The 13,365-nt window shown below is 61.5% G+C and carries 14 protein-coding genes; 2 read left to right on the forward strand and 12 right to left on the reverse strand.

The genetic code is table 11. The features are described 5' to 3' along the window. Window positions 1-184: 184 nt before the first annotated feature. Window positions 185-973 (forward strand): M48 family metallopeptidase, encoded by a 789-nt coding sequence (locus U741_RS0100555; protein WP_029888546.1) that lies wholly within the window; start codon window positions 185-187, stop codon window positions 971-973. On the opposite strand, the gene U741_RS0100560 is transcribed toward U741_RS0100555, so the two are convergent. The 12 genes from U741_RS0100560 to U741_RS0100615 all read right to left on the reverse strand — a co-directional run bounded on the left by U741_RS0100560 (window position 970) and on the right by U741_RS0100615 (window position 12,567). Beyond that, entirely contained in the window at window positions 970-1,899 is a 930-nt protein-coding gene (locus U741_RS0100560; protein WP_235199839.1) for an ABC transporter ATP-binding protein, read from the reverse strand. The two genes, U741_RS0100555 and U741_RS0100560, sit on opposite strands and share 4 nt — an antisense overlap. Window positions 1,900-2,017: 118 nt before the next feature. After that, window positions 2,018-2,503: a Dps family protein gene (locus U741_RS0100565; RefSeq protein WP_029888548.1), complete on the reverse strand. Its 486-nt coding sequence runs from the start codon at window positions 2,501-2,503 to the stop codon at window positions 2,018-2,020. 55 nt (window positions 2,504-2,558) lie between these two features. Continuing rightward, a complete protein-coding gene (locus U741_RS0100570; protein ID WP_029888549.1) occupies window positions 2,559-3,500 on the reverse strand; it encodes an NAD-dependent epimerase/dehydratase family protein in 942 nt (313 codons plus the stop codon). A 68-nt stretch (window positions 3,501-3,568) separates the two neighbouring features. Continuing rightward, window positions 3,569-5,380 (reverse strand): ABCB family ABC transporter ATP-binding protein/permease, encoded by a 1,812-nt coding sequence (locus U741_RS0100575; protein WP_052378360.1) that lies wholly within the window; start codon window positions 5,378-5,380, stop codon window positions 3,569-3,571. A gap of 67 nt (window positions 5,381-5,447) precedes the next feature. Further along, on the reverse strand, window positions 5,448-5,873 hold the full coding sequence (locus U741_RS0100580) for a CBS domain-containing protein (RefSeq protein WP_029888551.1): 426 nt from the start codon (window positions 5,871-5,873) through the stop codon (window positions 5,448-5,450). A gap of 46 nt (window positions 5,874-5,919) precedes the next feature. After that, window positions 5,920-6,114 carry a (Na+)-NQR maturation NqrM gene (nqrM, locus tag U741_RS0100585; RefSeq protein WP_029888552.1) on the reverse strand — a complete coding sequence of 65 codons (195 nt, stop codon included), beginning with the start codon at window positions 6,112-6,114 and terminating at the stop codon, window positions 5,920-5,922. Between the two features lie 442 nt (window positions 6,115-6,556). Continuing rightward, window positions 6,557-7,780, reverse strand: a complete 1,224-nt coding sequence (nqrF, locus tag U741_RS0100590) for an NADH:ubiquinone reductase (Na(+)-transporting) subunit F (RefSeq protein ID WP_029888553.1) — start codon at window positions 7,778-7,780, stop codon at window positions 6,557-6,559. A gap of 33 nt (window positions 7,781-7,813) precedes the next feature. Further along, window positions 7,814-8,419 (reverse strand): NADH:ubiquinone reductase (Na(+)-transporting) subunit E, encoded by a 606-nt coding sequence (gene nqrE, locus U741_RS0100595; RefSeq protein ID WP_029888554.1) that lies wholly within the window; start codon window positions 8,417-8,419, stop codon window positions 7,814-7,816. Between the two features lie 15 nt (window positions 8,420-8,434). Beyond that, window positions 8,435-9,094, reverse strand: a complete 660-nt coding sequence (locus U741_RS0100600; protein ID WP_029888555.1) for an NADH:ubiquinone reductase (Na(+)-transporting) subunit D — start codon at window positions 9,092-9,094, stop codon at window positions 8,435-8,437. Further along, window positions 9,087-9,866, reverse strand: coding sequence for a Na(+)-translocating NADH-quinone reductase subunit C (locus U741_RS0100605; protein WP_029888556.1), 780 nt, complete (start codon window positions 9,864-9,866; stop codon window positions 9,087-9,089). Before U741_RS0100605 ends, U741_RS0100600 begins: the two co-directional genes overlap by 8 nt. 30 nt (window positions 9,867-9,896) lie before the next feature. Then, the gene (locus U741_RS0100610; RefSeq protein WP_029888557.1) at window positions 9,897-11,117 is read right to left on the reverse strand and encodes an NADH:ubiquinone reductase (Na(+)-transporting) subunit B; all 1,221 of its coding nucleotides are present in this window, start codon (window positions 11,115-11,117) and stop codon (window positions 9,897-9,899) included. 100 nt (window positions 11,118-11,217) lie between these two features. After that, a complete protein-coding gene (locus U741_RS0100615) occupies window positions 11,218-12,567 on the reverse strand; it encodes a Na(+)-translocating NADH-quinone reductase subunit A (protein WP_029888558.1) in 1,350 nt (449 codons plus the stop codon). A 471-nt stretch (window positions 12,568-13,038) separates the two neighbouring features. Between U741_RS0100615 and U741_RS0100620 the strand changes: the two genes are divergently transcribed. Then, entirely contained in the window at window positions 13,039-13,344 is a 306-nt protein-coding gene (locus U741_RS0100620; RefSeq protein ID WP_029888559.1) for an Mpo1-like protein, read from the forward strand. The last annotated feature ends 21 nt before the right edge of the window (window positions 13,345-13,365 follow it).

A 13,365-nucleotide genomic window follows, 5' to 3' on the forward strand; every position in this document is an offset into this window, starting at 1 on the left:
TGCGTTGCCGCCTGTTTTTTCGCCAGGGCGACCGTCCCCGCACCCACGCTTCGCGCACCGTGGGCCGGTCTTCAGGCGCGACTGAGGAAATCTGGTGATTCCAAGGCCCCAAGGCCCCCAGATCATGCCGCATTCATGATTTCGGCATAGAGTGCCGCAGCGACTTTTCGACTCGGGGCGACAGATGCAAATCAAGCGTAAACGTTGGTTGACCGGTGCGGCGTTGGCAGCAACCGCCGTAGCCGTGGTGGCGTGCGCGACATCCCCCACCGGACGCTCACAGCTTCGGCTGATCAGTGAGGCGCATCTCAACCAGATGGGATCGGCCGCCTTCACCGAGATGAAGCAGGAGCTTCCCGCGACCCAATCGGCCTCAACCCGCCGTTACGTTGAGTGCGTCACCAACAATATCCTGCCGTTCATCCCCGGCCAGATCGACTGGGAAGTGCAAACCTTCGAGTCCGATCAAGTCAACGCCTTCGCCTTGCCGGGCGGCAAGATCGGCGTCTACACCGGCTTGCTCAAGGTCGCCAAGAACCAGGACCAACTCGCCGCAGTCATCGGTCACGAAATTGCCCACGTCATTGCCGGGCATTCGGGCGCGCGGGTTTCAAACCAGATGGCAACGCAGTTTGGCGTGGCGATTTTCTCTGCAGCAACCGGCATGGGCGGTGACCTGATCGGCGCGGGCGCCAACATGCTGCTGGTGTTGCCCAACTCACGCGGTGACGAGTCGGAGTCCGACATCCTCGGCATGCGCTACATGGCCGAAGCGGGGTTCAACCCCAGCGCGGCGGTGCAGCTCTGGCAGAACATGGCCGCCGAGGCCGGCGGCCGGTCACCGGCCGAGTTCACCAGCACCCATCCGTCACACGACACCCGCATCCGCGACTTGAACGCCGAGCTTGCCAACTCGATGCCGATCTACGAACGCGCCCGCAGTGCCGGGCGCCAGCCCAACTGTCGGCGCTAAGCCGGCGTCTGCAATGAGCGGCTGAGCACGGTCGAACTCATCGCTGCATTGCCGCCGATGAAGTGGCAGGCCGCCGAGCCGTTTGTGTCGCGGTAAACCGGCGGCAGTTGCATGGCACACATCCCCTCGGAAATCGGGCAACGCGAGGCGAAGACACAACCCGGGTGGCGCATCGCCGCGGACGGCAATTCACCGACGAGGCGTTCATCGTCTGATGGCAGCGGACGGCCTGGTCGCGGGATTGAGGCCAGCAACGCCCGCGTGTACGGGTGCTTGGGCGACTCGAACAGCGCATCCGTGTTGGCCTGTTCCATCATCCGGCCCAGATACATCACCATGATGCGGTCTGACAGATGCCGCACCACCGCCAGGTCGTGGGCGATGAACAACATCGACAGGCCACGTTCGCGCTGAAGATCACGCAACAAATTGACGATCTGTGCCTGTACCGACACGTCCAGTGCGGAGACCGGCTCGTCACAAATCAGGATGGACGGCTCGACCGCCAGCGCGCGGGCGATACCGACGCGCTGACACTGGCCGCCCGAAAACTCGTGCGGGTAGCGGTTCTGCAGTGATGATGACAGCCCCACCCGCTCCAGCAACTCGGCCACCCGCCGCTGCCGCTCGGCGGCGCCCCACTCGGGACTCAGCGACATCATCGGCTCGGCGATGGCCTGCCCGATGGTCATCCGCGGGTCGAGGCTGGCCAGGGGGTCCTGGAACACGAACTGCACTTGCCGCCGCAACGCCCGCCATTGGGCGGCATTGAAGCGGGTGATGTCTTGTCCGTTGATCTCGACCGAGCCCTTGGTCACGGGCACCAGGCCGACCAGTGACCGCGCCAATGTCGACTTGCCGCAGCCCGACTCGCCGACGATGCCCAGTGTCTCGCCGGCGTTGAGGTTCAGATCGATCTGATCCACCGCCCGAACCTCCGACGCCCTGCCCCACCAGTGACCTGCAGGCCGCTGATAGTGCACAGACAAGCGCCGCGCCCGGATCACCGGACGCGGCGCAGATGAAACGGGCGTGCTCATCGACCTACTGCAGCAGACTGCGGAGCATCCACGCGGTCTTCTCGTGAACCTGCAGGCGCTGGGTCAACAGGTCGGCGGTCACTTCATCTTGGCCGCCTTCAGCCAGCGGGAACACGGTGCGCGCGGTCTTGGCGCAGGCCTCGTGTCCCTTGACCAGCAGCTTGACCATTTCAAGGGCTTCGGGAACGCCGGACTCCTCTTCGATGGTCGACAGCGCGACGTACTGCTTGTAGGTGCCCGGCGCAGGGAACCCCAGCGCGCGAATGCGCTCGGCGATTTCATCCACCGCCAACGCCGACTCCTGATAGTGCGTTTCAAACATGGTGTGCAGGGTGTTGAACATCGGCCCGGTCACGTTCCAGTGAAAATTGTGGGTTTTCAGGTAAAGCGTGTACTCGTCGGCGAGCAGGCGGCTGAGACCATCGGCCGTCGCCTCGCGGCTGCCGCGGGGAATACCGGTGTCAATTTTCGGGGTTTTGGGTTTGGCCATGATTCACTCCTTGAGCTAGTGGGGCTTGTATCAGCAAGCCATGGGTTGCGAAAGTTCAGGCGCGCTTGGCATCGCGGTAGGTCTGAAAAATCTCGGTTGCGGTGCGCTTCGGTCGCCAATCGAACGTGTCTCGAAACAACGTGCCATCGATGACGACCGGGTATTTCAAATAATTCACCAGATAAGGTGGGAGGAAAGCGCGCCGGTTCAAGACCTGACCCATCAACTGCGGCAAGCGACCCGGCAACACTAACGGCAGTCGTCGACACCCAGACTGAACAACCGCGTCGGGGTAGGTCATCCATTCGGCCGGGGCGACGTTGTAGACGCCCGGCCGGTTGACCTCACACGCGCGGACCAGGGCTTCGGCCATGTCATCAACATGCAGAAACTGCATCAACGGCGCGTAGCCGATCAGGACCGGCGCCAGGCGTCGCGACAGCAGCAGCGACAGGCTGTTGCGAACCCCCGGCCCCAAAATATTGCAGGGCCGCAGCAGTGTGATGTTGAGCTCGGGATACTTCCGCAGGTAGATCTGGGTGAGGTTCTCCAGCTCCACCGCGTCGACCAGATCATGGCTGACTTCGCTGGCTTTCAGCGGGGTGTCCTCGTCCATCAGCGCCGGGTTGAACCGCGCCGCGCCGTAAACGAAGTAGGTCGAGTGGACCATGACTTGCCGCACGCCGTGTTTGCGCGACAACTCGAACAATCGCTTGCTGCCCAGCACGTTGGCGTTGTACCGATTCTGACGACTCTGTTCGTGACCAAACACTCGACCAATGTGGATCACGGTGTCGATGTCGTGTCGGCGAAAGATCTCTTCGAACCCGCGTGCATGGACGTCCAGCGAATAAGATGCGGTCGCTTCCGGGCAATCGACCTGACGCCGAAAATCGACGGCAATGACGTGGTGATTGGCACCCAGCAGACTGACCACGCGGCGCGCGAGGGCGCCTGCGGCACCGGTGACCAAAATCGTTCTAGTGTTGGATTTCATGGTCGATGGTCGTCAAACCCCTGCGACAGTAGTCGCACCCAGGCGGGCGCGTCGCCATTATTGACCGTTCATCGGTCCGGAAGCGCAGCGCCGTGCAGGCGGTGGGCGGTCTGGGCTTGCCAAAGGTGGGCGTAGTGTCCGTTCTGGGCCAGCAGCGCAGCGTGATCGCCGCGTTCAATCACCCGACCGTGGTCCAGCACGATGATCTCGTCAGCGTGCCGTATCGAGGCCAGCCGATGGGCGATGACCACGCAGGCCCGTCGTGGCAGACGCTCGGACAGGGCGCGCAGCACACGCTGTTCGGTGAGCGCGTCCAACGCCGAGGTCGCCTCATCAAGCACCAGCACCGAGGCCGGCTTGAGCAGTGCCCGGGCCAGCGCCACGCGCTGCTTCTCGCCGCCGCTGAGTTTGAGGCCGCGCTCACCCACAGGGGTCTCCAGACCCTGCGGCAGACGCGCGATCCAGTCTGCAAGCTGGGTGGCCGCCAACACCTCCTGCACGCGCGCTGGGTCGGGCTCGGCTTCGCCATAGGCAATGTTTTCGCCGAGTGGCCCGTTGAACAGCACCGGCTCCTGAGGGACCACCGCGATCTGCCGGCGCAGCGAGTCAGTGGACCAATGATCAATGGCTTGCCCATTGACGGTTATCTGCCCGCCCGTCGGCGGGTAGAACCGGTACAGCAGCCTCGCCAATGAAGATTTGCCACTGCCCGTGGCGCCGACCACCGCAAGCGTCCGGCCCGGTTGTAGCTCGAAGCTGAGCTGGCTGAGCAACGGCCGGTCTGGGCTGTATGCAAAGTCCACCTGCTCGAAGCGCACGGTCAGCGGCCCGGGCGGCAGCACCTGCGCGTCGGCGCGATCGGGCCAAGCGGGCGCGCGGTCGAGCAGGCCGAACATGCGGCCCATGTCGGTCAGCGCGCGGCGAATCTCACGATAGACAAATCCCAGCAGGTTGAGCGGAATGAACAACTGCATCATGTAGGCGTTAATCGCGACAAAATCACCGACCGTCAGATCACCGCGGGTAATACCGTCGGCGGCCATCCACATCATCGATGTCATCGCCAGCGCGATGATCAGGCCCTGACCGATGTTGAGGCCGGCCAGGCTCAGTCGGCTCTTGAGTTGGGCGCGCTCCCAGACGCCCAGTGCGGCGTCGTAGGCCTTGGCCTCACGCGCCTCGGTGTTGGCGTATTTGACCGTTTCGTAGTTGAGCAAGCTGTCGACCGCCCGCGTGTTGGCGTCGGCATCCAGCCGGTTGGCATCGCGCAAAAACTGGGTTCGCCACTGGGTCACGGTGACGGAGAACGCCAGATAGATGGCGACTGATCCGCCCGTCAGCACCGCATAGGCCGGCCCATAAACGGTGCCGAGAATAATCGCGACCATGCCGATCTCGAGCACGGTCGGCAGAATGTTGAACAGCAGGAACCGCAGCAAAAAGCTGATGCCGCCTTGTCCGCGCTCGATGTCACGCGACAGGGCGCCGGTGCGGCGATCCAGGTGAAAGGCCATTTCCAGAGCGTGCAAGTGCCGTAGCACCGCGCCCGAAACCTGTCTGACGACGCGCTCGCCGACATGGCCAAAAGCGATGTCCCGCAACTCGGCAAACAAGCCGCTGGCCCAGCGCATTACGCCGTAGGCCAAGAGCAAACTGATAGGCAGCACCAAGGTCGCCGTCTCGCCCGAGAATCCGTCGACCAGCCGCTTCATCAGCATCGGCAGTGTCACCGTCGCCAACTTGGCCAGCACCAGGCAGGACAACGCGATGGCGATTCGCTGCCAGTGCGCCCAAAGGAACGGCATCAGGCGCCGAATGATGCGCCAGTCAGGCGGGCTGTCGGGAAGATCGTCCTCAGGGCGACGTGCAAAGCCGCGCATCCGGATCAGCTCACCCGGCGGGGCGTACGCCCACGCAACAACCCTGCGTCAGCGACGGCCGGCGCGATCAAGCGTCGTTCAAGTCGACCTGCACGAAGCGGTCTATGGCTTTGAGCACGTCCGAGCGTGACACCTGACCGACCAGTCGCTGCTGATGAATGACCGGTAGACGCTTGAAGGGGTTGGTGAAAAAGATTTCGGCGACCTCGAGAATGCTGGCGGCCGCGTCGACCGACACCGGGTTGCGGGTCATGAAGTCGGACACGCGGCCGCCAAACTCGTCGTGATAGGCCGCGTTGAGCGCCACCTTCATGCAATCGCGCTCGGAGAGCATGCCAATGATGTTGCCAAACTGGTCCAGCACAGGCGCACCTGACACCCCGCGACCCACCAGTAGCTTGATGGCCGCAAAAATGTCGGTGTCGGGGCTGAAGCTGACCAGCGACGCCGACATGAATTCTTTGACCGTGATGTCGCGCAATGAGCGGCTCATGCAATCCTCCCCCGTAATCGGATCATTTTCACGTGCGCCAAGCGACTCACAGCTCGGTCGCCTTTTCCAGTTCAGCCAATTTCTTGACGCGGGCATCGCAAGGCTTCTTGCAGATGCCACAACTGTCGCCGCCCAGACCACCGCAACTGCCTTTAATCACTTTACCCTGCACCAGCCAGCCGACCGCCATGCAGCCGACCGCCAGCAGGAAGACCGAGAAGGTAACGGCCAGCGTTGTCAGCAGCGTTACGAACATACCCGCAACTCCGTAACGACGCCGACTAAAGCCATCCCCGAAGCTGCGGTGTCACGCCCCGCAAAGTCCAGCCCGGCCGTTCGCACGGCAAAGCATTCACCGGAGGCTTTGCTAGCCGTGCTCACTGTCCGTGCGTTCGCCTCATTTTTCGCGGCGCGATGAGCAGGGCGTGTGGCTGCCATCCCTGGCGCAACGGCATCACGGCAAGCAAAGCCCGGCCCGCGTTCGGCTAACTCCTCGTGACTTTGAGTCACGACTCGCCGGGGCCAAACGCTCCCTGAATGGGCGTTCGCCTCATTTTTCGCGGCGCGATGAGCAGGGCGTGTGGCTGCCATCCCTGGCGCAACGGCATCACGGCGAGCGAAGCCCAGCCTGGCCATCCACGGCCGTGCGTTCGCCTCATTTTTCGCTTTGCTAAAAATGAGGCTCACCCCCCAAAGTCGTCGAGCATGATGTCTTTGCGCTCCACGCCCAGATCCAACAGCATCTTGATGCATGCGGCATTCATCATGGGCGGCCCGCACATGTAGTACTCGCAGTCTTCAGGTGCCTTGTGATTTTTGAGATAGTTTTCGTAAATCACGTTGTGAATGAAGCCGGTGTGTCCCGTCCAATTGTCTTCGGGCTTGGGCTCGGAGAGCGCCACGTGCCACGTGAAATTGTCGTTCTCCTTGGCGAGCATGTCGAAGTCTTCGACATAGAACATTTCGCGCAGTGAGCGCGCGCCGTACCAGAAGCTCATCTTGCGCTTGGACTTCAGGCGACGAAGCTGATCGAAGATGTGGCTGCGCATCGGTGCCATCCCGGCACCGCCGCCGATGAAGACCATCTCTTTTTCGGTCTCGCGGGCGAAGAACTCGCCGAACGGCCCCGAGATCGTGACCTTGTCACCGGGCTTGAGGTTGAAGATATAGCTCGACATCTTGCCGGCCGGCACGTCGGGCTGGCGCGGCGGCGGGCTGGCGATACGGACGTTGAGCATGATGATGCCCTTCTCTTCCGGATAGCTGGCCATCGAGTAGGCGCGTTCGATCTTCTCGGTGACTTTGGATTTGTACTGCCAGATGTTGAAGTGATCCCAGTCATCGCGGAAGCGCTCTTCAACCTCGAACTGCTTGTAATCGATCTCGTGCGGCGGGCACTCGATCTGAATGTAGCCCCCCGCGCGGAAATCGACGTTTTCACCTTCGGGCAGCTCGAGCACCAATTCCTTGATGAAGGTGGCAACGTTTTCATTGGAGCGCACCTTGCACTCCCACTTCTTGACGCCGAAGACATGCTCGGGCACTTCGATCTTCATGTCCTGCTTGACGGCCACCTGACAGGACAGACGTTCGCCGTCCTTGGCTTCGCGCTTGGTGATGTGCGACAGCTCGGTGGGGAGGATGTTGCCACCGCCTTCATGCACCTTCAGCCGGCATTGGGCGCAGGAACCACCACCACCGCAGGCCGACGGGATGAACAGACCGTTCTCGGCCAGCGTTGCCAGCAGCTTGCCGCCGGTCGGCACGGTCAGGGAGCGCTCGTTGTTCACCAGCAGGGTGACATTGCCCTGCGGGACCAATTTGCTGCGCGCGAACAGAATGACCAGCACCAATGACAGGATGATGCCGGTGAAAAAGGCAACGCCAAGACCGATTTCCAAAAACATAGCTTTCCTTTCGTTAGACCAGGCGAGACACGCTTAGAGCTGGATGCCCGAAAACGCCATGAACCCAAAAGCCAGCAGGCCGGCGCTGATGAAGGCGACACCGAGCCCCTGCAGACCGTCAGGCACGTCCGAGTACTTGAGCTTTTCGCGGACACCGGCAAACAGCACGATCGCCAGCAACCAGCCCACACCGCTGGAGAACCCATACGTCGTGGCTTCGGCCAGGGTGTAATCACGCTCGACCATGAACAGCGAGCCGCCCAGAATCGCGCAGTTCACGGTGATCAGCGGCAAAAAGATGCCAAGCGCGTTGTAGAGCGCGGGCACGTATTTGTCGAGCGCCATTTCGAGAATCTGCACCAGCGCCGCGATCACGCCGATGTAGCTGATCAGGCCGAGAAACGACAGGTCGACGTCCGGCAGCCCGGCCCACGCCAGCGCGCCATCGCGCAGCAGGTAATTGAAAATCAGGTTGTTGACCGGCACGGTGATGGTCTGCACCGCGACCACGGCAACGCCCAGGCCAAACGCCGTCTCGATCTTCTTCGAGATGGCCAGAAACGTGCACATCCCGAGAAAGAACGAGAGCGCAAGGTTTTCGACGAAAATCGATTTGATCGCCAGATTGACGAGTTCCATACGTACGGCTCCGGGTTAAAGCACTTCGGTGCGGTGCACCTGATGAATCTGGAAGGACGGCTTTTCGACCTGCGCGGGCTTCCAGGTCCGCACCACCCAAATGATCAGGCCGATGAGGAAAAAGGCACTGGGCGGCAACAGCATCAGGCCGTTGGACTGGTACCAGCCCCCTTCGGTGACCAGCGGCATGATCTCAACGCCAAACAGCTTGCCCGAGCCGAACAGCTCACGGAAAAACGCGACGATCAGCAGAACGACGCTATAACCCAGTCCGTTACCGAGGCCGTCGAGTGCCGCCTTGCCCGGTGAGTTGCTCATTGCAAACGCCTCGGCCCGGCCCAGCACGATGCAGTTGGTCAGAATCAGGCCGATGAACACCGACAGCTGCTTGCTCATGTCGTAGGCGTAGGCCTTGAGCACCTGGTCCACCAGAATCACGCCCACTGCCGCCACCGTCACCTGCGCAATGATGCGGATGTTCGACGGGATGACGTTGCGGATCAGGCTGACGAAGAAACTGGTAAACACGATGACGGCCGTCAGGCTGATCGACATCACCAGCGCCGGCATCATCTGCGTGGTCACCGCCAGTGCGGAACAGATGCCCAACACTTGAAGAATGATGGGATTGTCGTTGGCGATCGGCTCAACGACCAGTTTGCTGGACTCAGACATCAGAGTTTCCTTTGCTCACTTTTTCAAGGTAACCGCGATAGGCCGATTTCGACAGCCAGTAGCGGACCGCGTTCGTGACGCCATTGGACGTCAGGGTGGCGCCGGACAGCGCGTCGACGCCGTACTCGTCGTCGGACGCGGCACCGCCGCGCACCAGACGGAAGGCAATATCGCCGTCGTCACCATAAATTTCCTTGCCTTCCCATTGCGCCGCCCAGTCAGGGTTCTCCACCTCGCCGCCGAGCCCGGGGGTTTCGGCATGCTGGTAAAACGCGATATCGGCAACCGTGTCGGCATCGGCTTCAAGGGCCAAAAAAGCATACATGGTCGACCACAGCCCATAGCCACGGATCGGCAGCACAATACGGCTGAGGTTGTCTTCGTCGTCGCGAACCAGGTACACCAAGCCGTATTTGGCATGGCTGCCGACGCCGGCAATATCTTCTGCACCCTTGAGCGTGATGCGGTTGGCCGGGTCACGCGCCACCACGTTGGCATCGAAGCTGGCAGGGTCCATCTCGTCAGCCACTTCGCCGGTGGTGAAGTCGATGACCTTGGATTCAACACGCTCCTCGAACACCGCCGCCACGTCGATGCCAGGCTCGTACAGACCGGCCACACGAAGAATGTTGACCTGCCGGTCGCGCTGCTGGTTGGCGGCCTGCTGCGGTTTGAGCACCACCGCAGCCGTCGACACCAGAACCGAGCCGACCAGGCAGATAACCGTCGCGATCATCAGCGTGTAGGCCTTGCTGTCTTTACTTAGCGCCATGTGACGAGGAACTCCGAAACTCGGTAGGGGTCAAGCTGCGGACGGCGCGGCAAGGCGACGTTCGCGGCGGGAAATATTGGCGCGAATCACGCTGTAATCGATCAGCGGCGCCAGGATGTTGCAGAACAGGATCGCCAGCATGATGGTCTCGGGATACGCAGGGTTCACCACGCGAATCAGCACCGTCAGGGCGCCGATCAGGCCGCCGTAGATCCAGCGCCCAGCGTCGGTCATGGTCGCCGACACCGGATCCGTGGCCATGAACATCATGCCGAAGGCGAACCCGCCGATCGACAGGTGCCAGTACCAAGGCACGCCGTACATCGGGTTGATGTCAGAACCCACGACGTTGAACAGCGTCGCCATCGCGACCATGCCAAACAAGACGCCGAACACGATGCGGTAACTGGCAATGCCGGTGATCATCAGGAAGGCGCCGCCGATGAAGATCGCCAGAGCGGACACCTCACCGATACTGCCCTGGGTGACGCCGACGAAGGTCTGCATCCAGGTGATGCCAGCTTCCTGCACGCCGGCCATGCCCTCGAGCTTGGCGATACCCAGGGTCGTGGCTGACGACCAGCCATCAACCGCCGTCCAAATCGCGTCGCCGGACATCTGCGCGGGGTAGGCGAAGTAGAGAAACGCTCGTCCGACCAAGGCCGGGTTGAGGAAATTCTTGCCGGTCCCGCCGAAAATTTCCTTGCCGATCACCACGCCGAAGCTGACGCCCAGCGCCACCTGCCAGAGTGGGATGCTCGGCGGCAGAATCAGCGAGAACAGAATCGAGGTGACGAAGAACCCTTCATTCACTTCGTGATTGCGCACCGAAGCAAACAGCACTTCCCACATGCCGCCGACGATGAACGTGGTCATGTAGATCGGCACCCAATACAACAAGCCGTGCGCGAGGTTGGCGATGAAGCTGTCGGCGTTGTAGCCAAAGTAATGCAAAAACACGTGGCGCCAATTATCGGCCTGCTCAAGTCCCATCGAGGCCATGGCGGTGTTGGCCTGGTAGCCGACGTTCCAGCAGCCGACGATGACGGCCGGGAAGGTCGCCATCCAGACGTAGATCATCACCCGTTTCAGGTCGATGCCGTCACGCACGTGCGGTGCGCCGCGGGTGGTGTCCGACGGCGAGTAGAAGAAGGTGTCGACCATCTCGTAGACGGCGTAAAACTTCTCGAACTTGCCGCCCTTGGCAAAGAGCGGGTGTGCGCGGTCTAAAAAGTCTCTGATTCCAGCCATGTCATCCCTCGATCTCACGGGGCGATGGGGTGTCACGCACCGGTTGGCGGCGTGTCATCGCACTCATCTTCACTGTCAAACATTTGGGCCGGGGCCCGAATCAGCCCTCGGCTTCGATCTGTTCCAGATTTTCACGAAGCACGGGACCAAACTCATACTTCCCGACGCAGACGAACGAGCACAACGCCAGGTCCTCTTCGTCAAGGTCCAGGGCGCCGAGCCGCTGCGCCATGTCGGTGTCGCGGACCAATAAGTATCTCAGCAACTGGGTCGGCAAAATGTCCAGCGGCATCACGGACTCGTAGTTGCCAATCGGCACCATTGCGCGCGGCGATCCGTTGACGTGCGTGGTGAAGCCGAAACTGCGCTTGGCGCGCTGCAGGGCGCTGAACAACACATTCATCTTCGAATAACGATCAACGCCGGGGCGGACCCAACCGAACATTTCGCGCGTGCGGCCTTCGGGCATCACCGTGATCTGTGAATGGTACGGCGACAGGTAGGCACTCCAGGCACGCGCCGTGCGGCCGTTGAACACCGAACCCGACAGCGCCCGCGCGTCGGCGCAGGAATTCACCTCACCGGTCAGCAATTCTTCGATGCTGGCGCCGACACGGGTGCGAACCAGTCGCGGTGTTTTTGCCAGCGGACCGGCCAGCGAAATGATCCGCTCGGTCGACAGAACGCCATGGGTGACGAGCCGACCGACGGCGATGACGTCTTGGTAACCGATGTACCAGGCAGACCGTGTCAGCGACACCGGGTGCAGAAAGTGAATGTGCGTACCCGGATTGCCGGCCGGGTGCGGCCCGGCGAATTCGGCAACCGTCAGGCTGTCCAGTTCCGGCAGCGGAATCTTCGCGTCGGGCGCCTTGCAGACGTAGGTCGGGCCTTCAGTCAGCCGCGCGAGGACGGTGATGCCATTTTTGAAATCGTCCACCGCTTCGGCAATGACCCGCTGCGGGTCAGGCGCCAACGGATTGGTGTCGATGGCAGTTATGAACAGCGCATCGGCCTTGGCATCCACCCGAGGTACTTTGCTGTAGGGCCGGGCGCGCAGCCGCGTCCACAGGCCGGAGCGGATCAACTGCTCACGCACCTTTTCGGCCGCCAATGTGCCCAGCGTGGCCGCGTCGAACGACTCGAAACTTTCGGCGGCATCGCCGTCAAGCTCGATCACCACCGACTGCAACACCCGACGAGCGCCACGGTTAATCGCGACAACTTTGCCGGCACCCGGCGCGGTGAACAAAACACCCGGCGAGCGCTTGTCTTCAAACAAAGCCTGGCCCAATTTCACCACATCGCCTTCTTCGACCATCATCGTCGGCTTGACGCCGACACAGTCGGGGCCAACGACAGCAACTTTGGTGATGACAGCGCCGTGATCAATGCGCTCTTGATCGGGTTGCCCCGTGATTGGGAGCGTCAAACCCTTCTTGATTGAAATTCGCGTCGCTTTCACGTGCTGGAGAACTCTGGCGGTTTGGAAAACGGCGGGAGTGTACTGGAAGCCCCACCCGCCGGCCAATTGTCGTGCCCCGGTTTTCAGCACTTAGAGCCGTCCGACTTGCCGGTTCTCAACTGCCCGCCCGTCGATACCAACAGGCGCCGCGAGAACAGCGACCGCTAGCGCCCGGCGCGTGCCAGACGGGCAAAAATCTGCTGCAGGTCGGTGTTGGGCGCAGTGGCACCACGCGCCGGTGAAGGGGCAGTGGTGGCGGGCGCTGGAGTCGGGCGAAGAGGCATTGGAAGACCGTCGTTGGCAAAGATATCTGACAACAGTATTTTCAATGATTTCATGTGTCAATCAAAGTTTTTTAATGTTATTTATTAATTACCAGCGCGGCGCCCATCACGCCGCTGACCGTCCGGGGCCTGCCGTTATACTGCTCACCCTGCCAAGCCCCCTGGATTTGCCATGCAAAACCACTACGCCAACTTCGACGACTTCTACGTCGACTACCTCAAAGAGCACCAGAATCGCACCAGCCGTCGTCTGCATTTTGTCGGCACGTCGTTGTCGTTCGTGCTGGCGGCGATTGCCATTGCCAACTACCAATGGTGGCTGCTGGCGCTGGCCTTCGCGCAGGGTTACGCCTGGGCCTGGGTCGGGCATTTTTTCTTCGAGAAGAACAAGCCCGCCACCTTTCAACACCCTTGGCTGAGCTACAAGGGCGACATGCGCATGTGGTGGGACATCCTCACCGGCAAGATTCCTTTCTGACGCCTGCCATGTCCGCGCACA

The organism is Polycyclovorans algicola TG408, assembly GCF_000711245.1.
GTDB lineage: Bacteria > Pseudomonadota > Gammaproteobacteria > Nevskiales > Nevskiaceae > Polycyclovorans > Polycyclovorans algicola.